Here is a 20,905-nt window from a genome sequence, read left to right on the forward strand (position 1 = left end):
AAGCCAACCTTCAGCGCGCCGCCGCCCCCGACCGCCCCCGGTCGCCTGCACCCCGAAAGGCACGAAATGCTGGACTTCAAGGACCTCGCCCCGACCATCACCCGTCAGCGCCTGGTCGTCGAGGGCTACCCGACCTTCGTGATCACCGACGAGCACATCAAGGACTACCTGAAGAAGCTCTCGGACGTGACCGACATGGTCACGATCATCGAACCGGTGACCCACGTCAGCGAGCTGTACGGCTGGGCCGGCTGGATCCACTGGGAGACCTCCGGCGCGCACTTCTACTCGTGGGAGCGCCCGATCTCGTTCTTCAGCGTGGACATCTACACCTGCAAGGCGTTCGACCCGCAGGTCGTCCTCGACTTCACCAAGGACTACTTCAAGACCACCGAGATCGTCTCGAAGGAGTTCTGAGCGTGACCACGACGACCGTCCGCTACGACCTCGACGCCGCCGGGATGCAGCGCATCACCGCGGAGTTCCTGGCCGCGTACCCGGCCGGCACCGGCCGTTTCGTGACGGCGGTCGTCGGCCCCGGCTCCGAGCTCGCCCGCGTCGGGCGCGCCCTGGAACTCCAGGTCTTCGAGGAGACGTTCGGCAACGACGCCACGGTGATGGCCGCCGAGTACGGCCCGTACGAGGCGAACAGCCTGTTCTTCGTGGTGATCGACCGGCGCCGTGGGGTCCCGGCGGGCGTGGCTCGCATGATCGAGGGCGCCGGCGCCGGGGTGAAGACCATCGACGACGCGCCGCGGCACATCGGCGTCGACGTCGGCACCATCCTGGCCGCGCACGGCATGAACGGCGAGCGGGTCTGGGACTGCGCGACCCTCGCGGTGCTGCCGCGCTACCGGGGTGGACGGTCGTCGCTGCTGGTCAGCTCGATGCTCTACCGCACCTTTGTGGTGATCGGCCGCCGCCGCGCCGTGCGGCACGCGGTGTCGATGCTCGACCGCGGCGCGTACCGCAACATCTCGATGATCGGCGCGCCGATGCGCACCCTCGCCGACTCGGGGCCGTTCGCCTACCTGGGTTCGCCGGAGAACCGCGCGGTCTACATGGACTTTCCGCTCATCGAGCCCGCGGTCCGTGAGCAGGCGGTCCGGATGCGCCGGGCGGCGCGGCCGACGTGGTCGGCGCTGCGCCGCTCCGGCCTGCGCAAGCTGCTGACCCGCCGGATCGCGTCCCAGGTCTCCACCCGCATCGGTACGGGCGCGGACGTCGACGAGCACATCCTCGTCCTCGACGACTGAGCCGCCCGTCCTACGGCTCCACGATCAGCACCACCTTTCCGCGGCCGTGGCCGGCCTCGACGACCCGGTGCGCCTCGGCGGCCTCGGTCAGCGGGTACGCCCGTACCGGCATGGTGAGCACGCCGCGCGCCGCGAGCGCGACGACCTCCGCGAGCCGGGCCGGCGAGCGGCCCGCCCGCACCACCATGGTGCCGAACTCGGCGGCCGCCTTGTCGTCGACGATCGTGCCGATGCGGTCGCGGGGGACGCCGAGCTCCACCGACGCGGCGATGGCGCCGCGACCGGCGGCGTCCAGCGCCACCGTCACCGGTCCATCCGCGACCGCCCGGACCGCCGCGACCACCCCGTCCCCGTACGCGACCGGGAGCGCACCCAGCCGGCGCAGGTGGTCGTGGTTGGCCGGGCTGGCCGTGCCGATCACCGTGGCGCCGGCCAGCCGGGCGAGCTGCACCGCGATCGTGCCGACCGAGCCCGCCGCCGCGTGTACCAGCAGCGTGTCGCCGGCCGCGACCCCGAGCTCGCGCAGCGCGCCGGAGGCGGTCTGCGCGGCCGCCACCAGCGCCGCCGCGGTCGGGAAGTCCAGCTCCGGCGGCTTGGCCACCACGTCGGCGGCGGGCACGACCACGTGGGTCGCCTGGCCGGCCATCATGGTCGAGCCGAGCACCGGGTCGCCGGGCGCCAGGCCCGTGACCCCCTCGCCGAGCAGTTCGACCACCCCCGAATACTCCTGGCCGACCTGGTGCGGGAAGTGCTCCGGTCCCCGTTTGATCCACCCCTGGCGTACGGCGACGTCGAAGGGTTGCACGCCGGCCGCCCGTACCCGGATCCGGACCTGACCCGGGCCCGGCTCCGGATCGGGGAGGTCGGCGATGCGCAGCACCTCGGGCGGGCCGTAACTGTCGAATACCGCTGCTCTCATGCGGCGACTCTGCAAGCTGAAGCCGGGTTGAGGTCAAGTGCCGCGCCCAGGTCACGATCTGACCCTCCGCCGCTCCCGCCGGGGCGGGCATCGCTACCGTTGGCGGGTGTCTGAGATCCCGTGGTGGGGGCTTCCCCTCGTCGCAGCCGTGTCTGCCCTGTTCGGGGCGGGTGTGACCCTGCTGGTGTCGGCCCGCGACAGCTACGCTCGCAGCCGTGCCAAACGGACCAAACGGTGGTACGCCGAGCGCAAGGAGGCGTACATCGCGCTGATGACCGAGTTCGAGCGGGCCACCTACCGGCTGCGCGCCGCGTACGACGGGGACCGGCCGCCGCCGGGTCCGTTCGCGTATCTCGACGCCGTCGGGCCCGCGCTCATGCAGGTCCGCCTGCTCGCCTCCGGCCAGGTGCGCAGCGCCGCGCTCGCGGTACACCTGCTGATCGAGGGCCTGTACGCCTCGCGGCCCACGCCGCCGCCGGGCGTCGACCCGGGCAAGTCGGTGCGCGAGATGCTGGGCCACGTGCCGCTGGTGATGCAGGAGTTCGAGGCCGCGGTCCGCGAGGAGCTGGAGATCAAGGCGACCCCGCCGGCGCCGCTGGTGGTGCCGCCGAGGCGCGGCCTGGGCTCGTACATCCGGCGGACCCCCGCCGCGGCCGAGGAGTCCCGCGTCTCTGGATGATCTCGTCGCCTTAGTGGACACTGAAGGGCGTCGGCGGACACCTCGGGAGGCGCCCATGTCGGATATCTCGGTCACTGATGCGATCATCCGCAGCGGCGTCGTCGCCGTGCTGCGGGCGCCGACCGCCGACGCCTTCGCGGCGATCGGCGACGTGCTCGTCGAGGCGGGCATCACGGCGCTGGAGGTGACCCTCACGTCCCGCGGCTCCTTCGAGGCCATCGCGGGCCTGCGCCGCCAGCTGCCGGCCGGCGTGGCGGTCGGCGCGGGCACGGTGCTCACCCTCGACGACGCCAAGGCCAGCGTGGACGCGGGCGCGGCGTTCCTCGTCTCGCCCGTGCACGTCCCGGCGCTCGACGGCTTCGAGGTGCCGGTCTATCCGGGCGCGTTCACCCCCACCGAGGTCTTCAACGCCAGCCGCGCCGGCGCGCCGCTGGTCAAGCTCTTCCCGGCGGCGAGCCTCGGCCCCCGCTACCTGAAGGACCTGCACGGACCGCTGCCCGGGGTGCGCATCATGCCGACCGGCGGCATCGAGATCACCGACATCGCGGACTGGCTCACCGCCGGAGCCGCGGCGGTCGGCCTGGGCGGCCCGCTGATCGGCGACGCCGCGACGGGCGGCGACCTGAAGCGCCTCGCGGCCCGCGCGCGGCACGCCGCCGCCGCGGTCGCGTTCGCCCGCTCATGAGCGGCGGCCTGGTCACCCTCGGCGAGACGATGGGCCTGGTCGCGGCGGACGGTATCGGCTCGCTCGAGTTCGCCCGCGGCTTCGCCTTCGGCATCGGCGGCGCGGAGAGCAACGTGGCGATCGGCGTGGCCCGCCTCGGCGGCGGCGCCACCTGGATCGGCCGGGTCGGCCGCGACGCGACCGGGGACCTGATCGAGCGCCGGCTGCGGGGCGAGGGCGTGCACGCGACGGTGATCCGCGACGCCTCGTTCACCGGCCTGATGGTCAAGCACCGCCGGACGGGCGGCCTGCTGCACGTCGACTACCACCGGGCCGGCAGCGCCGGCTCGCGTCTCGTCCCGGCGGACGTGCCGGCCGGCGCTGTGCAGTCGGCCGGCATCCTGCACGTCACGGGCATCACCCCGGCGCTGAGCGGCACGGCCCGCGCGACGGTCTTCCACGCGGTCGAGGCCGCCCGGGCGGCCGGCGTGACGGTGTCGGTGGACGTCAACTACCGGAGCAAGCTGTGGTCCAGCTACGACGCCGCGCCGGTGCTGCGGGACCTCGTCAGCCGCGCGCAGGTGGTCTTCGCCGGCCCCGACGAGGCCGAACTGGTGCTCGGGTCGGGCGGATCGCCGGCCGAGCGCCTGGCGGAGCTGGGGCCGGACGAGGCAGTGATCAAGGACGGGGCGCGGGGCTGCGCGGCGCTGATCGCGGGGGAGCGCCACGCGGTGAAAGCCCTGGAGGTGACGGTGGTCGACCCGGTCGGCGCGGGCGACGCGTTCGTCGCGGGCTATCTCGCGGACCGGCTCGCCGGCGCCGGCCCGGCCGCGCGGCTGGCGACGGCCATCGCCGCCGGTGCGTTCGCGGTGACGGTCCCGGGCGACTGCGAGGGCCTGCCCACCCGGGCGGACCTGGAGTCGCTGCTCTCGGCGACCGACAACGTGTCCCGCTAGATTTCAGGGTGGCCGAACAGCCCCGGCAGGCCGCCGGTGTGCAGGAACACGACCTTGCCGTCCGGCGGGTTCGCGCGCAGCCCCGCCATGGCCCGGCCCGTGTAGGTCGGGTCGAGGAACAGGCCCTCGGTGCGCGCGGCGAGTTCGAGCGCGCCGCGTACCGGATCGGTCAGCGTCGCGTAGCCGGCGCCGACGTGCGTGCCGTCGATCTGCAGCTCCTCGGCCCGGACCGGCACGCCCATGCCGTCGAGCAGGCCCGCGACCGCGGCCCGGGCGTCGGGCAGCGCGCCGGTGTCCACACCGAACACCCGGCCCGGCCCGAGCACCGCGACCAGCCCGGCCATCGTGCCGCCCGAGCCGACCGCGACCACCACCGTGCCGAGGTCGGGCAGCTGCACGGTCAGCTCGCGGGCGCAGTCGACGTAGCCCAGCGCCGAGAACGCCGAGGTGCCGCCGAACGGGATCACGAAGCCCTCCTGCGCGGCGACCGCCTCCGCGACCGGCGCGTCGCCCGCCCACACGATCCTGGCGCCGGCCAGGTGATCCAGGATCAGGTTGCCGCGGGCCGCCGCCGGCGGATGCCCGCCCAGCACGAGTACGCACCGCAGGCCGAGCCGGGCCGCCGCGGCGGCCGTGAGCCGGGCGTGGTTCGACTGCGCCGCACCCGTGGTGACCAGCGTCGTCGCGCCCGCCTTGAGCGCCTGCGCGCAGGTGTACTGCAGCTTGCGCACCTTGTTGCCGCCGCCGCCGAGGCCGGTCAGGTCGTCCCTCTTGATCCAGAGCTCGTCCAGCGCCAGGGCCGTGGCGAGCCGCGGCGCCGGCTCGAGCGGCGTCGGCCAGGTGCCCAGTGAGATCGGCGTCACATCCACGCCGCCGAGTTTAGGGCGGCACCGGGGTGGTGGTCATAGGATCTTGTCCGTGAAATTGCGCGGTGTGCTGCTCGACCTCGACGGCACGCTGGTCGATCACGAGAGCGCGGCCGCGGCCGGCCTGCGGGCCTGGCTGCCGTCGCTCGGGCTGGCGCCGACGGACGAGGCCGTCGCGCGGTGGAGCGAGGTGCAGGAGGCCCACCTCGCGCAGTGGCGGGCAGGTCGGATCAGCTACGCCGAGCAGCGTCGCCGCCGGCTCCGCGACTTTCTGGGTACGGGCGGCAGCGACGCGGAGCTGGACGAGGTCTTCGCCGGCTACCTGACCCACTACGAGCGCGCATGGCGCGCCTACGACGACGTGGCCGGCGCCCTGGCGGCGATCGCGGCCGCCGGGCTCGGCACCGCCGTGCTGACCAACGGCGCCCGCGACCAGCAGCGCCGGAAGCTCGAGGCGACCGGGCTGGGCGGCCGGGTGGGTCCGATCTACACGGTCGACGACCTCGGCGTCGCCAAGCCGAACCCGGACGCGTTCCGCCGGGCCTGCGCGCGCTGGGGTCTCGCGCCCGGCGAGGTGCTCAGCGTCGGCGACAACCACGCCCTCGACGTGCTCGGCGCCCGCGCGGCCGGCCTGCGCGCGGCGCACCTGGACCGCCTCGGCCACGGCCCGCCCGGCGAGGCACACCGCATCGCGTCCCTCGCCGAGCTGGGTGGCCTGCTCAGCTGAGGTGGAAGACCGGGCCGCGCGCGGTGAACGGCAGGCGGGCGCCGCGCGGCATCAGGAACGCGTGCGCCCGGCGGATCCGCAGCACGTCGCAGTCACCGTCGGTGATCACCAGGATCGGCCCGGCCGGCGGGAAGTCCGCCGCCCGCTCCAGCAGGTCGATGCCCGGCTGCAGCACGGTGCCGCCGCGCCCGCGCACCCGTACCCGTCCGGCGATGTCGTCGACCCGCAGGTAGCCGGCGTCGTAGGCCACCGCGTCGCAGAACACCACCCGGGCCGCGGGCACGTCCCGGGCCGTCGCGTAGGACGCGATCGCGCCCAGCGCCTTGCCGACCGTCTCGGCACTCATCGAGCCGGAGGTGTCGAGCACGACCCCGAACGTGCTGCGCCGTACCGCCTCCTCGGGCAGGTGCCAGCCCGGGCGCGGGATGTCCGGGGTGGTGGCCTGGCGGCGCGACGGCCGCGCGTAGCCGCGCCGCCGTTCGGGCGCGGGCACGTGCTCGTCGAACCAGCGCGCCAGCCGCACGTCCCAGGGCGGCGGCGGCTGCTCCAGCACCCGGATCTCCTCGACCAGCCCGCCGGGCAGCAGGCCGCGCCCGTCGCGCTGGTGGTACGCGTACCCGGTCAGCAGCGCGCGCCGGTAGTAGTCGTCCAGGTCGACGCCGCCGGAGCGCGAACCGGTCCAGGGCAGCGGCTCGCCCAGCATGTCGCCGAGGCCCCGGCCCCGCAGCGTGGCGAGCTTGCGCAGCCGGCGCAGGTCCCCGGCGATGCGGTCGTAGACGTCCTCGGCCGACGCGCCCGCCAGTCGCGGGTCGTAGAGCAGACCCTCGGGCATCTCGCCGACGCCCATCTCGACGAGCCAGCCGTCGACCACGTAGTCGCAGGCGACGTTCCACAGGTACGGCTCGCGCGGCCCGACCCGGTCGCCGTGCCGCAGGGCGGCGTGCAGCATCTCGTGCGCCAGCACGAACCGCCACTGCGCCTCGCTCAGCTGCCGCAGCGGGTTGACGTAGATCTCGCCGGCCTCGGCCGAGACCGCCGCGACCGAGATGTCCCAGCCCCGGGCCAGGTCGGCGTCGGCGACCAGCGTGAAACGCGCGGCCAGCGCGCCGAGCAGCGGGTACGAGCCGACGAACCAGCTCAGCGCCCGATCCCAGACCTGGCGGGGCTCGGCCGCGCCGGTCAGCGACGAGCGCGCGCCGCCGGCGACGTCGACGGCGGCGGCCGCGGCGGCCGAGAGCCCCAGGGCGAACCGCTCGGGCCACCGCGGCTCGCGACCCGGCGGGTACGTGGTCGCCTGGGTGAGCAGGTCGGGCCGTCCCGCACCGCAGCCGGCGAGCCCGGCGGGCACCCCGTCGCGGCGCCACAGTCGTGACAGGACGTCCTCGTCACCGTTCGGCAGCTCCGCGGGGAACGGCTGCGGCTCCCGGCCGAGCTTCACCGCGCGCTGGAACCGGGTGACCACCAGGCACGCCACGTCCTGGAACACCGGGTCGTCGCCGTGCCGCGGGTCCAGGTGACCGAAGCCGAGGTGCAGCAGGCAGTGCGCGAGTACCCAGGTCCACTCGTCGGCATCGAGCCGGTGCGCCCGGCCGGCCAGGATCGTGCCGTCGGTCGCGACCCGCGCGTAGCCGATCCCGGAGCCGTCGGCCAGTGTCGCGCCGGCGCTCGGGCGCGGCCACGAGCCCTCGGTGAGCGGGCGGAACATCGGGTGGAATCGCAGACCGTTCCAGGCGGAGGCGAACGCGAGCGCGTTCGGGTCCAGCTCCGGCGCCGGCTTGCGGCGGGCCATCCTAGGCCCGCCCGGCGACCAGGCGGGGCAGGTCGCGGCTGACCTCGACCAGGAACCAGGCCGGCAGCACGGGCGCGCCGTCCGGGTCGGCGGCGATGACGAGCCGGCCGCACTCCAGCGAGATCTCGGAGAGCTCGACGAGCAGGGCCTTGGCCCGGTGCGCGAAGCGGCGCACCGCGGGCGGCGCCTTCTCCTTCTCGGCCGGCAGGTCCTTGACCAGCCGGACCCGGAACGTCTCGGCGAGGAAGTACAGCAGGTCGCGGTCGTCGGGGGCCTTGGGCCAGCCGGCGTCGCCGCGCAGGATCGCCTCGAGGCCGTACCGGTGCCGGACGATCTTCAGGTAGCCGCAAAACGCCGCGGCGTGCACCGGGCTCAGCGTGCCCGCGGCGAGCAGCCGCACCGCCTCCTCGTCCGGATCGGCGCCGAACGAGTGGAGGGCGTCGGAGAGCATGTGCCAGCTGCGCGGCGTGGAGAAGACCTCCTCCGTCTTCGGCGGGGCGGCCCAGAGGTGGTCCGGGCGTTCGTCCAGGTAGGAGAGGATCCACGGGTGGATGCCGGCGCCGAGCGCCCAGTTCAGCCAGTCGCCGTGCGACGCGCGCAGGTGGACGTGGATCAGCCGGTTGACCAGTGCGGACGCCATCGGGCGGGCGAGCGCGTTGTCGCTGGACCGGTTGCCGGCGCCGATCACGATCGAACCGGCCGGCAGCTCGTAGCCGCCGATCCGGCGGTCCAGGATCAGCGAGTAGAACGCCTTCTGCACCTCGGGGCTCGACGAGTTGAGCTCGTCCAGGAACAGGCAGTACGGCTCGTCCCGGGCGATCGACTCCGGCGGCGCGAAGCGGCTGCGGCCGTCGCGCAGCTCGGGCACGCCGATCAGGTCCTCGGCGGCGAGCTGGGTGCCGACCAGCGTGACGCAGTCCAGCCCCAGCGACGCGGCGAAGTCGCGCACCAGCGAGCTCTTGCCGATCCCCGGCGCGCCCCACACGAAGACCGGCCGCACGACCGCCACGTGAAGCAGCAGGCCGGGCAGCTGGGCGGGGGTCACCGTGACGGCCGAATGCACGCCGGTGATTGTCCGCCGCCGCCGCGCCCGACCGCACCCCATTAACGATCAGCTCGTGGCCTGAATTCGCTGGTCGGCCGCCACGACGGTGGTCACACTCGCGGTATGAGTGATCCGGTCGACGGCCAGCCGTTCCGCCGGGAACTGGTCCGCCCGGACGAGCTCGGCTCGATGCTCGACGGCGCCGCCGAGCCCAGCCTGTGGTTCATGCCGGACCTGGTGCGGTGCGCCGGCAAGGTCCTGGCCCGCAGCGGCAACGGCGACCTGTTCTTCGTCGGCCGGTCGCTGGACTCGATGTTCGACCTCCTCGGCGGCGCCCTGGCGGACCTGCCCGCGCCGAACCGGGTCGGCCGCGCGCCGTTCTCTTTTCAGCGCCGCGTCATACGGGTGCGCCGCACGAAGTGGCGGCGGGCGCCGCTCTCGGCCGAGGAGCGGGCGGCCGCCCGCCGACTCCTGGCCGGCCTCGGCATCACGCCGTACGCCCTGGCCCGGCGTGCCCGCCCGGCCGTGTTCGTCGACGTGGTGGACGAGGGCGGAACCTTCTCCGAACTGTTCACGCTGCTGGACGAGTGGATCGTCGAGTCCCGCGAGCCGTGGGAGGTGATCAGGAAGAAGCTGCGTTTCGTGGGCGTCACGATCCGCCGCCCGACGAGCCCCAAGACGTGGCGGTGGCAGCAGCACGAGCCCTGGACCCGCCGGCTGCCCGCGCGCGCGGTCCTGAACGTGTCCCTCGATCCCGGGGTGTGGTCCTACTTCGGCGACCACCAGACGAAGCTCACCAGATCGTTCCGGCCGGGCGACTGGCTCGCCGACGCGGACGGCCCGCGCCGCGATGAGCTGACCCGGCAGGCACTCGCGGAGGCGGTCGCCGTGGTCTCCTACGGGCGCAGCGGTGACGGCCGCCGCGCCCTCGCCCGGGCCGTCGACGGCGAGCCGGCCCTGGCGCAGCCGTGGCTGCGATCCCTGGTCAGCCAGCTCAACGCGGCTTAGGTGTGTATCGGACCGGAGGTGCCGGACAGGCGGTGACCGGTGCCGCTCCAGCGCGCCGCGACGATCTCCGCGGCGATGCTGACCGCGGTCTCCTCGGGCGTGCGCGCGCCCAGGTCGAGGCCGATCGGCGAGGAGAGCCGGGCGATCTGGCCGGCGGTCAGGGCGGTCTCCCGCAGCCGCTTGAGCCGGTCGTCGTGCGTGCGCCGGGAACCCATCGCGCCCACGTACGCGAGCGGCAGCGTCAGGGCGACCTCCAGCACCGGTACGTCGAACTTCGGATCGTGGGTCAGCACGCACACCACCGTCCGGCCGTCGAGGCGCCCGGCGCCGGACTCGGCGGCGAGGTAGCGGTGCGGCCAGTCGACGACGACCTCGTCCGCCTCCGGAAAGCGCCGCGCGGTGGCGAAGACCGGCCGGGCGTCGCAGACGGTCACCCGGTAGCCGAGGAACGCGCCGATCCGGGCGACCGCGGCGGCGTGGTCGGTGGCGCCGAAGACGAGCATCCGTGCCGCCGGCGCGAACGACGTGACCAGCACGCCGAGCCCGGCGCCGCGCCGCTGGCCGTCCGGGCCGTAGTGCAGCAGGCCGGTGCGGCCGGCGGCGAGCAGCCCTCGGCCGTCGTCGGTCGCCGCGTCGTCGATCCGGTCGCCGCCGAGCGAACCGTGCCGGCCGTCCGGAGTGATGACCAGGTGCCGGCCGACCCGCTCCGGTGGGCCGTCCACACAGGTCAGCAGCGCCACCGGCCGGCCGGCGGCGACCTCGCCCGCGAGCAGCGGCAGCTCGGCGAAGCCCGCCCGCTCGACGAACAGCTCGATCGTGCCGCCGCAGGGCAGGCCGACCTCGAACGCGTCGTCGTCGGTGATGCCGAACCGGGTCGTCCGCGGCACCCCCGCGGCGGCGACCTCGCGGCACAGCTCGTAGACCGCGCCCTCGACGCAGCCGCCGGAGACGCTGCCGGTCGCCGTGCCGTCGGCGCCGACGAGCATGGCCGCGCCCGGCTGCCGGGGCGCGCTGGACCAGGTCGCCGTCACCGTGGCGAGGCCGGCGGCCTCGCCCGCGCGCCAGGCGCGCAGCAGCTCGTCGAGGACGTCACGCATGATGCGCCGCCGCCGGTACGTCGAGGTCGGCGTCGTCGGCGAGGTGGCCGACCGGCACGACCCGCACCCGCGCCGAGTGCCGGCGCAGGTAGTCGCGGGCGCCGTGGTCGCCGGTCGCGCTCGCGGCGACTCCGGCCCAGTGGTCGCGCCCGAGCACCACCGGATGCGAGCGGCGCCCGTCGTACCCGCCCATGACCAGCGAATCCGGCCCGGCGCCGGCGGTCACCGCGCGTACCGCCGCGGGGGTGACGCCGGGCATGTCGACCAGCAGGACCACCGCCGCGCCGGCCGTCGTGGCGGCCAGCGCCGCCAGGCCGGCGCGCAGCGACGAGGCCATCCCCGTCGCCCAGTCCGGATTGGCGACGTAGGCCAATTCGGGCGCGGCCGCGCGGACCCGCGCCGCCTGCGCGCCGACGACGACGAGGGCCGGCGTGACCGCGGCATCGCTCAGGACGGCGGCGGCGTGGCGTACGAGCAGCACGCCGCGGTGCGCCACCAGCGCTTTCGGCATGCCGTACCGCCGGCCGGCGCCGGCCGCCAGCACCAGACCGGCGATCTCCATGCCGGGAGCGTACGTCCTATCCGGACCACCGGGCACCTCCTACGCAGGGAGGAGGCGGGCTCCGACCGCAGGCCGCCGGACCGGCCCCGGGACGGGCGAAACGCGCAGCCGGCGCCGCGAGCATCGGGGCATGACAAACGTGCTGCGCTGGCACCGCCCGCTGATGGTCTTCACCGCCGCGATGGCCGTCCTCGCCGTGATCGCCGGGATCGGCGTCTTCACCGACCCCCGGGTGCTCACCGGCGCCCCGATCTGGCTCAAGCCGTTCAAGTTCGCGGTGTCCTTCGTCGCGTACGCCGCAACCCTCGCCTGGATGCTCTCCCTGCTGCCACGCCGCAGCCGGGTCGCCGAGATCGCGGCAACCGTGATCCTGGCGACCTCGGTCGCCGAGATCGTCGTGATCGTCACCCAGGTGCTGCGCGGCCAGACCAGCCACTACAACAACAGCACGCCGCTGAACTCGGCCCTGTTCCAGGTCATGGGCACCTCGATCCTGATCCTGTTCCTGGCGCACTTCGTGCTCGGCTTCGTGATTCTCCGGGCGCGGCTCGCCGACCGGGTGTCGGCGCACGCCGTCCGCTGGGGACTCGGGCTCTCGCTGGTCGGCATGCTGGCCGCGATCCCGATGGTCATGCCCGGCCAGGCACCGCCCGGCCAGGCGCCGCCCAGCTACGACGACGTCTCCGGCGCGCACAGCGTCGGGGTGGCCGACGGCGGCCCCGGCCTGCCGCTGGTCGGCTGGAGCACGACCGGCGGGGACCTGCGGATCGGCCACTTCGTCGGGCTGCACGCGCTGCAGGCGCTGCCGCTGCTCGCCCTGCTGCTCGGCACCCGGCTCGACCAGCTCACCCGGACCCGGCTGCTGCTGGTCGGCGGGTGCGCGTACGGGATCCTGATCGTGCTCCTGACCTGGCAGGCGCTGCGCGGTCAGCCGCTTCTGCGGCCGGACGCGCTCACCCTCACCGCCTGGGCGGCGCTGGCCGTCTCGGTCGCCGCGGCGACCGTCGCGGTGCTGGCCCGGCGCCGCCGCCCGGACACCGGGCCCGCGGCAGCGGCGAACCGCGCCGAGAAGGTCGGCTCGGCGTGACCGGGGCGCTGTTCGGGCTGGCGTTCACGCTCGCGGCGCCGTTCTGGGCGCTGATGATCCTGCTGCCGGGCTGGTCGTGGACCCGGCGGATCGTCGAGTCGCCGCTGATCGTGCTCCCCGGCCTGGTGATCTACGCCCTGCTGGTGATCCCGGCGCTCGGCGAGGTGCTCCCGGCCGTGGTGTCGCCGACCCTCGACGGCCTGCGCGACCTGCTCGGCACCGCGGACGGCGCGGCGGCGGCCTGGGCGCACATGATCGCGTTCGACCTCTTCGCCGGCCGGTGGTCCTGGCTGGACAGCCGGGACCGCGGCGTCCCGGCGCTGATCATGTCGCCGGTGCTGCTGCTCACGATCCTGCTCGGTCCGCTCGGCCTGCTGTCCTACCTGCTGATCCGGACCCGCTACCCGGTGACCGAGAGGTCTTAGGGTGGGCGGCGTGGGATGGGTAGGCCGGCTCTTCGACGCGCGCGACACGTTCGTGCGGATGGTGCTGCTCGACCTCAGCGGCATCAGCTACCTGCTCTTCGGCACCCACGCGGGCCGCGAGCCGACCACGGCGCAGTGGATCCTCGCCGTCATCGCGTTCGGGTGCGCGCTGGTCCTGCACCGCCGGCGGGTGCTCAACCTGGTCGCGCAGACCGTGCTGCTGGTGCTCGCCTTCCGCCTCATCGACGACACGATGATCAACCAGGTGGGCGCCAGCTGGGCGCTCCTCGAACTCGCGATGTGGGCGCCCCGCCCCCGGATCCTGTGGTCCGGCGCCGGCCTGGTCGCGGCGGTCTACCTGGTCTTCACCCTCGGTCGGGGACCCTCGCCGATCTCCGCGCCGATCTTCGGCCTCTTCATCGTCGTCGGCGTGCCGGTGCTGCTCGGGCTGGTCGTCCGGACCACCCGCGAGCTCGGCGTCCAGGCACAGGAACGCGCGCTTGAGGAGCAGCGCCGGCGCGAGTCGGAGAGCCGGGCGGCCCGCGCCGACGAACGCGCCGCGATCGCCCGCGAGCTGCACGACGTCGTCGCGCACCACGTGGCCTCGATGGTGCTGCGCATCGGCGTCGCCCGGCACGTCCTGCCGGACGTCGACCCCCGGGTCGCCGAGGTCTTCGACGACGTGCACGGCACCGGCACCGCGGCCCTGGCGGACCTGCGCCGGCTGGTCGCGGTGCTGCGGGATCCTTCGGTACGCACGGACGCGGCGCTCACCGCGATCGAGCCCGGCGCCCTGCCGGAGGCGCTGGCCGCGGCGGTGGAGACGGCACGCCGGGCCGGTCTGACGGTGGACGTCGCGCTCGCGCCGGAGGTCGGCACCCTGGATTCCGTACGCGGGCTCGCGGTGCTCAGGCTCACCCAGGAGGCACTGACCAACGTGGCGAAACACGCGGGAACGACGGCCCGGGCGCGGCTGCGCGCGACGCTGGTCGACGGCGACCTGATCTGGTCGGTGTCGGACGACGGCGGCGGGGTGTCGCCCGGCCTGCCGTCCGGCGGCGGCCACGGCCTGACCGGCATGCGGGAGCGCGTCGAGGTGCTCGGCGGCCGCCTCACCGCCGGACCCGTGGCCGGCGGCTGGCGCGTCGAGACCGTCCTGCCGCCGCTGTCTTCACCGGGGCCGGCGTGATCCGGATCCTGCTCGTCGACGACCAGCCGCTGATCCGCGCCGGGCTGCGGATGCTCTGCGACGCCGAAACGGACCTGACCGTCGTCGGCGAGGCCGGCAACGGCCGCGACGCCGTCGCGCTGGCCGCCCGCCTCGCGCCGGATGTCATCGTCATGGACCTGCGGATGCCCGGCGTCGACGGCATCACCGCGACCGGCCGCATCCTCGCCGAACGCCCCGGCGCCCGGGTCCTCGTGCTGACCACGTTCGGCGACGACGACCACCTTTACCCGGCGCTGACCGCCGGCGCGTGCGGCTTCCTGCTCAAGGACGCGCCGCCGACCGAGCTGCTCGACGGGATCCGCCGGGCGGCGTCCGGCGACAGCCCGTTCAGCCAGGAGGTGCTGCAGCGGCTGGTGCGGCGCGCGGTGGCGGCCCGGGTCGAGCCGCCGGCGCCGGTGTCCGGGCTCACCGCCCGGGAACAGGACGTCCTGGAGCTGGTTGCCGAGGGCCTGTCCAACACCGAGATCGCCGACGCCCTCCACATCGGAGTGACCACGGTCAAGACCCACATCACCAGCCTGATGACGAAGACCGGCAGCCCCAACCGGGTACGGCTGGCGCTGCTCGCCCGCCGCTAAAGCCCCTGCGCCACCAGCCAATCCTCGACGCCGGCGACCACCTTCTCCGGCGTGCGGCGGGCCCACAGGAAGTGATCCGGCACCGCCTCGATCGTCGCCCGGCCCACGTGCGCCGGCAGCCGCCCCGCGAGGTGGTCGACGGCCGCCCGCGGAATCATCCGGTCGCCGTCGATCTCGACGAGCAGGGCCGGGACGGCGAGGCTGCCCAGCGCGGCCTCGTAGTCCGTGCGGTCGCCGCGGAGCCGGTACCGCCCGGTCCGGGCCTCGTAGCCCCAGTCGTTCATCAGCGTGCGCGGCTGGCGGCCGCCGAAGCCCAGGCGGTGCCCCGGCCAGTAGCCCAGCGAGCAGGTGACGGCGCCGACGAAGCGGACCCCGGCGGCGCGGCGGGCCCGGGCCAGCGTGCCGCGGTGCGCGGCGGGTGAGCTCGTACCGGTGGCGAGCGCGACGACCGCGTCCGCGCGTACCGTGCCGGCGGCGCCCGACAGCAGCGCGAGCTGACCGCCCAGGCTGTGACCCACCAGCACGACCCGGTCCGCGGCGGCGACCGCGGGATCCGTGAAGATCGCGGGCAGGTCCTCGCGGAGCAGCTGCGCGTAGCCGAACGAGTCGCGGCGCAGGTCGGAGACGGGGCTGCGGGGCATGCCGCGCAGCTCGACGCCGACGACGTGGCGGCCCCGGGCGACCCAGTTCTCGAACAGCGGCCGGTAGTAGGCCACCGGGACGCCCAGCGCGGGCAGGAAGACCACGGAGGCGGACCCGCCGGGAGCGCCGTACTCCTCGACCGTCAGGGTCAGGCCGTCGCAGGAGGGTACCGGGTGCACTCGAGGTTCCATCGGCACATTCTGCCAAGAGGGGCGCAAGAGAAAGACCGGGAACCCGTGGCGGCGGATTCCCGGCCTTGCTCGTTACAGGCTATCGCGTTCCGGCGCACCCTGTCGGCCGTTCCGGCGGGTTTGCATGAGTCACGGACCGCAGTGGTTCCATCGCCCGGCGTCGTGCTGCGGGGAGCTAGGCGGGCCGGGCGCGTTCGGTGGCCAGGCGGATCGCGAGCGCGCCCAGCACCGTACCCATCACGAGGCGCTGCATCCGCAGCCAGCCCGGCCGCCGCGCGAGGAATACCGCGATCGTCCCCGCCGCCGACACGATCAACAGGTTGACCGTCAGGCTCACCAGGATCTGCACGCCGCCCAGGAGGAAACCCTGTGCCAGCACATGCCCGTCGTCCGGGCGCACGAACTGCGGTATCAGCGACAGGTACATGATCGCGGCCTTGGGGTTGAGCAGGTTGGTGAGCAGCCCCATCGTGAACAGCCGGCGCGACGAGTCGACCGGCAGCTCGCCCGGCGCGAACACCGAGGTGCCGCCCGGCCGCAGCGTCTTGAAGGCCAGCCAGCCCAGGTAGGCGGCGCCCGCGAGCTTGAGCGCCTGATACGCCTCCGGGACGTGGACGAAGATCACCGAGAGGCCGAGGTTCGCGGCCGTCAGGTAGACCAGGAAGCCGATTGCGACGCCGCCCAGCGAGACGACGCCCGCCCGTCGTCCCTGGGTGATGCTGCGCGAGACGAGGTACATCATGTTCGGGCCCGGCGTCAGCACCATGCCGAGCGCGACGGCGGTGACGCCGAGCAGTGAGGCGAGAGTGATCACACGCCAACCCTCGACGCCGGGCGGGCGCGGGGACAGAGCCAAAACCGGGACCGTGGTCTGCCGGGTCAGATCAGTGACCGAGGCGGGTCGCAATCGCGTCGACCGCGTTCTTCGCCTCGAGCAGGCTCGATCCGGTCTCGTTGCGGTAGGCGCGGACCGCCTCGATCCGCTTGCCCTCCCGGATCAGGCGGAGGACCTCCGGCAGCTCCCGCTCCCGGACGGTGATGCCGAGATGCGCGACCACCGCGTCCAGCTTGGTTTCGATCGCGGCGAGACGGCTCGCCGTCCGCAACTGCTCCCGGCGCGAGTGCGACGCCGATGCCATTCCGAGCATGACCAGGCCCGCCAGGAGCAGGACCAGCGCGGCCGTTACGAAGATCTCCATGCCGACCATCGTGGCAAGCCGCCACCAGCGAGCAGCTCAACCTCGTCGCGGGCCAAAGGTATCCGGGGTCGTCGGCCTCCAGGAAGCCGACGACCCGGCAACGCCGGCAGCGGCCAATCCAGATACGCCGCCGTTGGTCGTGCTGGCAGCGGTTCATTCAGCTGCGTCGCTGGTCGTGCTGGCAGCGGCTCAATCGGATGCGCCGCCGTCGGCGCTTCCGGCGATGTGACGGCGAAGGTCACCGGCCGTGGGCCGCCGCGTACTTCTCCGCGATCGCCTGCGACTCCGGCAGCTCGGCCTCGACCACCGGCAGGGCAGGCGCGACGTCGGCGCCCAGCTCGCCCAGCAGTTGCGCGAGCAGCGCCGCCGCGGCCGCTGCCTGTGGCGCGACCCCGGCGGTGACCACAGGGACGGAACGCTTGCCGGCGAGGGCGTTGGCGGGCAACTGGTCGAACAGCACCTTGAGCACGCCGGTGTAGCTGCCCTTGTAGGTGGGTGTCGCCACCACCAGCACGTCCGCCTCCCGGATGGAGGTCACCGCGGCGGCCGTGTCCGGGTCGCCCGGCGTCAACAGGCCGGTGCCCAGCGCGCCGACCTCGATGACCGATGCGGCCCCGCCGAGCGCGGTGCCGACGGCGACGGCGAGCGTCGAGGTCCGCGACCCCGGACGCGGATTCCCGGATACGACGACGATCCCGCTCATGCCGTCCTCGACGATTCGTTAACAGGGTTGAACATGGTCTCTCCGAATTCGGTAGAGGGAGACGCCGAAATGGCAGCTCTCCCGGGATGTCCTGACAGGACGTCGATCAATCCCAGCGCGAGTCACTCAGCGAGGACAGCGGCTGGAGTTGGAGTTGGGGCTGGCTCGGGGTTGTGGGCTGGCCTGGTTTGGCCTGGCCTGACGTGGGCTGGCTCGGTTTGGGCTGCGTGGCGTGGCCTGGCCTGGCCTGGCGAGGTCGAGGTTGGGGGAGGTCTGGGTCGGCGGAGCGGCGGTCATGCCGATCGGCGCAGGTGGGCGTAGGTGCCGTCGTGGTAGACGAGCGGCGTGACGGTCGCGTCCGCGTGGTGTTCGCCCAGCTCCGGGGTGGCCAGCACGATCGTGTGGTCGCCGGCCTCGACGTGCTGGGTCACCTTGCACACGATCCTGGCGAGCACCCCGTCCAGCAGCGGAACGCCGCCGGGTCCGGGACGCCAGGCGCCGTGTGCGGCGAAGCGATCGATGCCGCGGGTGGCGAACGTCCGCGCGACGTGCTCCTGCTCCTGGGTCAGCACGTGCACGGCGATGGTGCTCGCGGATTGCACCGCCGGCCACGCCGAGGCCGACTTCGCCAGGCAGAACGAGACCAGCGGCGGATCGAGCGACACCGAGGTGAAGGAGGTGGCGGTGAACCCGGCGGGCGGCGCCCCGGGAGCGGTGATCACGACGACGGCGGCGGCGTGGCGGCGCAGCAGCGCACGGAACAGGTCGGCGTCCACGGCGCGATCCTGGTGCAGCGGGATGACGGTCATGATGATCCCCTAGGCCGAGGCGGGTGAGCGGTGGCGGAGCTCCGGCTGGTGTCGATCATCGGCTTGCGCAGCCAGGGGCGCTTTCCGGTCCACCAATTGGGACAAGGTTCGTTTCGGTAGGGCCGGGGCGTCCGCGGCGGGGGTGGGCATGGCGCTTACCGTGCCTCCCTCGCTGGGCGAGTGTCAACGTCGATCCCATATCCTAGTAAACCTATGGGGTTCGGTTGACATGAAGGCTTCGTTGGGCGAGAGTCTGTGTCATGTCCACGTCCGCCACCGCCGCCAGCACGCGGGTCCCGGTCGGCCTCGCGGGCCGCGACTGTTCCGCCGCCGCGCCGAGCACACTCGGCGCGCCGAACGCGCCGGCTCCGTCGAATGCAACGGACGCGATGAGCGCCCCGGCTGTGTCTGGTGCGCCGGGCCTGTCGGGATCGCCGGGCGTTATGTGTGCACTGAGCGCGCAGGCTGCGTCGAGCGCGGGCGCACTGGGCGCGCCGGCTGCGTCGAGCGCGGGCGCACTGGGCGCGCCGGCTGCGTCGAGCGCGGGCGCACTGGGTGCGCCGGCTGTATCGAGCGCAACGGGCTCGCCGGTCATGCCGGACGTGCTTGGTGCACTGAGCGCGCCGGTTGCGTCGAGCGCACTTAGCGCGCTGGTTGCGTCGAGCGCGTGGAACGTACTGGGCGTGCTGGGTGTGCCGAGCGTGCTGGGCGCTCTGGGCGCTCTGGGCTCGCCGGGCGGTTCGAGGTCGGCGGGGGCCATCGTGGACCGCAAGCTTGAGGCCGTCCGGGCTTTCCCTTTTCCGGGCGGCGCGGCGATCCTGGCGGTCGCCTGAACCATTGTTCATTTGTGCGCGTCGTCACCTTTTCCTGGTGGGGGTGCGCCGTTGTTGTGTTTTTCGGGGAAAATGCTCCCGCATCATGGATTTGTTTTGACCGGAACGGCTCGGTCGTGAAGAATGGGGGACATGCAGTTGCGCGACGTACGACTCACGTCCCGCCTCGCCATCGATCTCCTCCGATGCGCGAGCGCCCGGTGTTGTGCCTGCTGATCCATCGGTGACCCGCGTGTCCTGACCGCAGCCCCCGAATGACTGATCTACCGACGCAGAAATGCGTCTATAAACCTATCCCATACATGGGAAAAGTATTGTTCAGTCGCCGATCGAGACCCGGTTGGCGGCCACACCCTCCGGAGGGGAAACCATGTCCGTTCTCGCCGTCGCCGAGCCCACCACCACCCGCCTCGCGTCCGTCCGCCGCGGCCCGGGCCGGTCCCGCGCCCGGCTGCGCAGCGTCGCGCCCCCCGAATCGTCGGTCACCGTCACGATCACGCTCGGCGCACCGGGCTCCGAGGAGAGCGAGCGCGTCCTGGCGGCGCTGCGCGATCTCGTCGTGGCGGCCGGCCCGGACGCGAACGTCGATCTCACCCCGGCCACCGCCGTTCCCGCCGCGCTGGGCGGCACCGACGGCCTGCACCTCGACCCGAAGCCCCGCGCGGTGACCCTCGACGGTCGCCCGCTGGAACTCAGCCGCCTCGAATACGAACTGTTGTTCTTCCTCGCGACGCACCCGCGTCAGGTGTTCAGCCGCAGCCAGCTGCTCGGCCACGTCTGGGGCCACCTGCACACGACGGTCCGCACCGTCGACGTGCACGTGAGCCGGCTGCGCACCAAGCTCGGCAACCCGGACATCGTGACCACCGTCTACGGGGTGGGCTACCGCCTCGCCGACGACGCGGGCATCACGGTCGCCGACGTTTGAGCGGAGTCCTCCCTGGTGGCGCGGGCATCGTGATCGCCGACGCTTGACCGGTCCTTCGCCGCGATGTGGGCTTGGGGGCCACCGTCGGCTATGCGGTGCCCGCTCCGGTGGCGTGAGCCTCGTGATCGCCGGCGTTTGTGCGGTGCCTTTCCCGAGGGGTGTGGCCTTGGTGATCGCTGATCCCTGCGAATCGCCCTCGCCGGCAGCGCTGGCACGCAATCGCCGATGTCTGAGCGGCGTCCCTTCCGGTGGGTGGCGTGGCCATGGTGATCACCGGTGCTTGTGCGGTGCCTGGTCCGACGTTGTGGGCTTGGTGATTGCTGGTCCCTGCGCTGTGCCTCTCCGACAGCGCATGCATGACCATCGCCGACGTTTGTGCGGTGCCTGCTCCTGCTGGCGTGGGCATCGTGACCGCCGATGCTTGAGCGGTGCCTGCGCCCGACGGTGTGGCTTGGTGATCTCTGGCGCTTGTGCGGTGCCTGCTCTGGTGACGTCGGCACGGTGATCGTCGGCGGTTGTGCGGTGCCTGGTCCGACGTTGCGGACTTGGTGATTGCTGGTCCCTGCGCTGTGCCCCTCCGACAGCGCAGGCATGACCATCGCCGACGTTTGAGCGGTGCCTGGTCCCGCTGGCGTGGGCATCGTGACCGCCGATGCTTGCGGGGTGCCTGGTCCCGCTGGCGTGGGCATCGTGACCGCCGATGCTTGCGGG

At 73.5% G+C, this 20,905-nt stretch carries 25 protein-coding genes; 14 read left to right on the forward strand and 11 right to left on the reverse strand.

Going from position 1 to position 20,905, the window contains the following annotated elements; genetic code table 11:
* Positions 1 to 66: 66 nt before the first annotated feature.
* Positions 67 to 417, forward strand: a complete 351-nt coding sequence (locus ACIBSW_RS29210) for an S-adenosylmethionine decarboxylase (protein WP_354722041.1) — start codon at positions 67 to 69, stop codon at positions 415 to 417.
* Positions 418 to 419: 2 nt separating this feature from the next.
* Positions 420 to 1,256, forward strand: coding sequence for a hypothetical protein (locus ACIBSW_RS29215; protein WP_354722042.1), 837 nt, complete (start codon positions 420 to 422; stop codon positions 1,254 to 1,256).
* Between the two features lie 10 nt (positions 1,257 to 1,266).
* On the opposite strand, the gene ACIBSW_RS29220 is transcribed toward ACIBSW_RS29215, so the two are convergent.
* Entirely contained in the window at positions 1,267 to 2,175 is a 909-nt protein-coding gene (locus ACIBSW_RS29220) for an NADP-dependent oxidoreductase (RefSeq protein ID WP_354722043.1), read from the reverse strand.
* 106 nt (positions 2,176 to 2,281) lie between these two features.
* Between ACIBSW_RS29220 and ACIBSW_RS29225 the strand changes: the two genes are divergently transcribed.
* The 3 genes from ACIBSW_RS29225 to ACIBSW_RS29235 are packed head-to-tail and all read left to right on the forward strand — an operon-like array spanning position 2,282 to position 4,474.
* Positions 2,282 to 2,854 (forward strand): hypothetical protein, encoded by a 573-nt coding sequence (locus ACIBSW_RS29225; RefSeq protein WP_354722044.1) that lies wholly within the window; start codon positions 2,282 to 2,284, stop codon positions 2,852 to 2,854.
* Positions 2,855 to 2,909: 55 nt separating this feature from the next.
* The gene (locus ACIBSW_RS29230) at positions 2,910 to 3,539 is read left to right on the forward strand and encodes a bifunctional 4-hydroxy-2-oxoglutarate aldolase/2-dehydro-3-deoxy-phosphogluconate aldolase (RefSeq protein ID WP_354722045.1); all 630 of its coding nucleotides are present in this window, start codon (positions 2,910 to 2,912) and stop codon (positions 3,537 to 3,539) included.
* Complete coding sequence (locus tag ACIBSW_RS29235) at positions 3,536 to 4,474, forward strand: sugar kinase (protein ID WP_354722046.1); 939 nt, start codon at positions 3,536 to 3,538, stop codon at positions 4,472 to 4,474. The genes ACIBSW_RS29230 and ACIBSW_RS29235 overlap by 4 nt, the downstream gene beginning before the upstream one ends.
* Here the strand turns inward: ACIBSW_RS29235 and ACIBSW_RS29240 are convergent.
* Complete coding sequence (locus ACIBSW_RS29240; RefSeq protein WP_354722047.1) at positions 4,471 to 5,343, reverse strand: pyridoxal-phosphate dependent enzyme; 873 nt, start codon at positions 5,341 to 5,343, stop codon at positions 4,471 to 4,473. The genes ACIBSW_RS29235 and ACIBSW_RS29240 overlap by 4 nt on opposite strands.
* A gap of 49 nt (positions 5,344 to 5,392) precedes the next feature.
* Here ACIBSW_RS29240 and ACIBSW_RS29245 point away from each other — a divergent pair, with 49 nt between their 5' ends.
* A complete protein-coding gene (locus ACIBSW_RS29245; RefSeq protein ID WP_354722048.1) occupies positions 5,393 to 6,067 on the forward strand; it encodes an HAD family hydrolase in 675 nt (224 codons plus the stop codon).
* Here the strand turns inward: ACIBSW_RS29245 and ACIBSW_RS29250 are convergent.
* Both ACIBSW_RS29250 and ACIBSW_RS29255 read right to left on the reverse strand, forming a co-directional pair.
* Positions 6,060 to 7,856, reverse strand: coding sequence for a DUF2201 family putative metallopeptidase (locus ACIBSW_RS29250; RefSeq protein ID WP_354722049.1), 1,797 nt, complete (start codon positions 7,854 to 7,856; stop codon positions 6,060 to 6,062). The two genes, ACIBSW_RS29245 and ACIBSW_RS29250, sit on opposite strands and share 8 nt — an antisense overlap.
* Before the next feature lies 1 nt (position 7,857).
* Positions 7,858 to 8,901 (reverse strand): MoxR family ATPase, encoded by a 1,044-nt coding sequence (locus ACIBSW_RS29255; protein WP_354722084.1) that lies wholly within the window; start codon positions 8,899 to 8,901, stop codon positions 7,858 to 7,860.
* 123 nt (positions 8,902 to 9,024) lie between these two features.
* On the opposite strand from ACIBSW_RS29255, the gene ACIBSW_RS29260 reads away from it, so the two are divergent.
* Complete coding sequence (locus ACIBSW_RS29260) at positions 9,025 to 9,909, forward strand: hypothetical protein (RefSeq protein WP_354722050.1); 885 nt, start codon at positions 9,025 to 9,027, stop codon at positions 9,907 to 9,909.
* Here ACIBSW_RS29260 and ACIBSW_RS29265 read toward each other — a convergent pair.
* Positions 9,906 to 11,006: an XdhC/CoxI family protein gene (locus ACIBSW_RS29265; RefSeq protein WP_354722051.1), complete on the reverse strand. Its 1,101-nt coding sequence runs from the start codon at positions 11,004 to 11,006 to the stop codon at positions 9,906 to 9,908. The two genes, ACIBSW_RS29260 and ACIBSW_RS29265, sit on opposite strands and share 4 nt — an antisense overlap.
* Positions 10,999 to 11,568 (reverse strand): NTP transferase domain-containing protein, encoded by a 570-nt coding sequence (locus ACIBSW_RS29270; protein WP_354722052.1) that lies wholly within the window; start codon positions 11,566 to 11,568, stop codon positions 10,999 to 11,001. The genes ACIBSW_RS29265 and ACIBSW_RS29270 overlap by 8 nt, the downstream gene beginning before the upstream one ends.
* A gap of 130 nt (positions 11,569 to 11,698) precedes the next feature.
* Here ACIBSW_RS29270 and ACIBSW_RS29275 point away from each other — a divergent pair, with 130 nt between their 5' ends.
* The 4 genes from ACIBSW_RS29275 to ACIBSW_RS29290 are packed head-to-tail and all read left to right on the forward strand — an operon-like array spanning position 11,699 to position 14,889.
* Positions 11,699 to 12,655, forward strand: a complete 957-nt coding sequence (locus ACIBSW_RS29275; protein ID WP_354722053.1) for a hypothetical protein — start codon at positions 11,699 to 11,701, stop codon at positions 12,653 to 12,655.
* Complete coding sequence (locus tag ACIBSW_RS29280) at positions 12,652 to 13,080, forward strand: ABA4-like family protein (protein ID WP_354722054.1); 429 nt, start codon at positions 12,652 to 12,654, stop codon at positions 13,078 to 13,080. Before ACIBSW_RS29275 ends, ACIBSW_RS29280 begins: the two co-directional genes overlap by 4 nt.
* A 10-nt stretch (positions 13,081 to 13,090) precedes the next feature.
* Positions 13,091 to 14,269, forward strand: coding sequence for a histidine kinase (locus tag ACIBSW_RS29285; RefSeq protein ID WP_354722055.1), 1,179 nt, complete (start codon positions 13,091 to 13,093; stop codon positions 14,267 to 14,269).
* A complete protein-coding gene (locus ACIBSW_RS29290) occupies positions 14,266 to 14,889 on the forward strand; it encodes a response regulator transcription factor (protein ID WP_354722056.1) in 624 nt (207 codons plus the stop codon). The genes ACIBSW_RS29285 and ACIBSW_RS29290 overlap by 4 nt, the downstream gene beginning before the upstream one ends.
* Here the strand turns inward: ACIBSW_RS29290 and ACIBSW_RS29295 are convergent.
* The 3 genes from ACIBSW_RS29295 to ACIBSW_RS29305 all read right to left on the reverse strand — a co-directional run bounded on the left by ACIBSW_RS29295 (position 14,886) and on the right by ACIBSW_RS29305 (position 16,921).
* Positions 14,886 to 15,722 (reverse strand): alpha/beta fold hydrolase, encoded by an 837-nt coding sequence (locus ACIBSW_RS29295; RefSeq protein ID WP_354722057.1) that lies wholly within the window; start codon positions 15,720 to 15,722, stop codon positions 14,886 to 14,888. The genes ACIBSW_RS29290 and ACIBSW_RS29295 overlap by 4 nt on opposite strands.
* 175 nt (positions 15,723 to 15,897) lie before the next feature.
* Positions 15,898 to 16,536, reverse strand: a complete 639-nt coding sequence (locus tag ACIBSW_RS29300; protein ID WP_354722058.1) for a LysE family translocator — start codon at positions 16,534 to 16,536, stop codon at positions 15,898 to 15,900.
* A gap of 70 nt (positions 16,537 to 16,606) precedes the next feature.
* Positions 16,607 to 16,921 (reverse strand): hypothetical protein, encoded by a 315-nt coding sequence (locus ACIBSW_RS29305; protein WP_354722059.1) that lies wholly within the window; start codon positions 16,919 to 16,921, stop codon positions 16,607 to 16,609.
* Here ACIBSW_RS29305 and ACIBSW_RS29310 point away from each other — a divergent pair.
* On the forward strand, positions 16,920 to 17,150 hold the full coding sequence (locus ACIBSW_RS29310; RefSeq protein WP_354722060.1) for a hypothetical protein: 231 nt from the start codon (positions 16,920 to 16,922) through the stop codon (positions 17,148 to 17,150). The two genes, ACIBSW_RS29305 and ACIBSW_RS29310, sit on opposite strands and share 2 nt — an antisense overlap.
* Before the next feature lie 9 nt (positions 17,151 to 17,159).
* Here ACIBSW_RS29310 and ACIBSW_RS29315 read toward each other — a convergent pair whose 3' ends face one another.
* Positions 17,160 to 17,624 (reverse strand): NAD(P)H-dependent oxidoreductase, encoded by a 465-nt coding sequence (locus ACIBSW_RS29315; protein WP_354722061.1) that lies wholly within the window; start codon positions 17,622 to 17,624, stop codon positions 17,160 to 17,162.
* Between the two features lie 293 nt (positions 17,625 to 17,917).
* A complete protein-coding gene (locus ACIBSW_RS29320; RefSeq protein WP_354722062.1) occupies positions 17,918 to 18,433 on the reverse strand; it encodes a flavin reductase family protein in 516 nt (171 codons plus the stop codon).
* A 260-nt stretch (positions 18,434 to 18,693) separates the two neighbouring features.
* Between ACIBSW_RS29320 and ACIBSW_RS29325 the strand changes: the two genes are divergently transcribed.
* Entirely contained in the window at positions 18,694 to 19,266 is a 573-nt protein-coding gene (locus tag ACIBSW_RS29325) for a hypothetical protein (RefSeq protein ID WP_354722063.1), read from the forward strand.
* A gap of 370 nt (positions 19,267 to 19,636) precedes the next feature.
* Complete coding sequence (locus ACIBSW_RS29330) at positions 19,637 to 20,194, forward strand: winged helix-turn-helix domain-containing protein (RefSeq protein WP_354722064.1); 558 nt, start codon at positions 19,637 to 19,639, stop codon at positions 20,192 to 20,194.
* Positions 20,195 to 20,905: the final 711 nt, after the last annotated feature.

Origin of the sequence: Actinoplanes sp. NPDC049668 (genome assembly GCF_044465445.1) — a bacterium.
In the GTDB taxonomy this organism is placed as follows: domain Bacteria; phylum Actinomycetota; class Actinomycetes; order Mycobacteriales; family Micromonosporaceae; genus Actinoplanes.

What these genes read in the sequence shown, in the direction of transcription:
- ACIBSW_RS29210 (WP_354722041.1), top strand. Translation starts at nt 67, where the DNA reads ATGCTGGACTTCAAGGACCTCGCCCCGACCATCACCCGTCAGCGCCTG.
- ACIBSW_RS29220 (WP_354722043.1), bottom strand. Translation starts at nt 2,175, where the DNA reads ATGAGAGCAGCGGTATTCGACAGTTACGGCCCGCCCGAGGTGCTGCGC.
- ACIBSW_RS29230 (WP_354722045.1), top strand. Translation starts at nt 2,910, where the DNA reads ATGTCGGATATCTCGGTCACTGATGCGATCATCCGCAGCGGCGTCGTC.
- ACIBSW_RS29235 (WP_354722046.1), top strand. Translation starts at nt 3,536, where the DNA reads ATGAGCGGCGGCCTGGTCACCCTCGGCGAGACGATGGGCCTGGTCGCG.
- ACIBSW_RS29250 (WP_354722049.1), bottom strand. Translation starts at nt 7,856, where the DNA reads ATGGCCCGCCGCAAGCCGGCGCCGGAGCTGGACCCGAACGCGCTCGCG.
- ACIBSW_RS29260 (WP_354722050.1), top strand. Translation starts at nt 9,025, where the DNA reads ATGAGTGATCCGGTCGACGGCCAGCCGTTCCGCCGGGAACTGGTCCGC.
- ACIBSW_RS29265 (WP_354722051.1), bottom strand. Translation starts at nt 11,006, where the DNA reads ATGCGTGACGTCCTCGACGAGCTGCTGCGCGCCTGGCGCGCGGGCGAG.
- ACIBSW_RS29270 (WP_354722052.1), bottom strand. Translation starts at nt 11,568, where the DNA reads ATGGAGATCGCCGGTCTGGTGCTGGCGGCCGGCGCCGGCCGGCGGTAC.
- ACIBSW_RS29275 (WP_354722053.1), top strand. Translation starts at nt 11,699, where the DNA reads ATGACAAACGTGCTGCGCTGGCACCGCCCGCTGATGGTCTTCACCGCC.
- ACIBSW_RS29295 (WP_354722057.1), bottom strand. Translation starts at nt 15,722, where the DNA reads ATGGAACCTCGAGTGCACCCGGTACCCTCCTGCGACGGCCTGACCCTG.
- ACIBSW_RS29310 (WP_354722060.1), top strand. Translation starts at nt 16,920, where the DNA reads ATGCCGACCATCGTGGCAAGCCGCCACCAGCGAGCAGCTCAACCTCGT.
- ACIBSW_RS29305 (WP_354722059.1), bottom strand. Translation starts at nt 16,921, where the DNA reads ATGGAGATCTTCGTAACGGCCGCGCTGGTCCTGCTCCTGGCGGGCCTG.
- ACIBSW_RS29315 (WP_354722061.1), bottom strand. Translation starts at nt 17,624, where the DNA reads ATGAGCGGGATCGTCGTCGTATCCGGGAATCCGCGTCCGGGGTCGCGG.
- ACIBSW_RS29320 (WP_354722062.1), bottom strand. Translation starts at nt 18,433, where the DNA reads ATGACCGTCATCCCGCTGCACCAGGATCGCGCCGTGGACGCCGACCTG.
- ACIBSW_RS29325 (WP_354722063.1), top strand. Translation starts at nt 18,694, where the DNA reads ATGTCCACGTCCGCCACCGCCGCCAGCACGCGGGTCCCGGTCGGCCTC.
- ACIBSW_RS29330 (WP_354722064.1), top strand. Translation starts at nt 19,637, where the DNA reads ATGTCCGTTCTCGCCGTCGCCGAGCCCACCACCACCCGCCTCGCGTCC.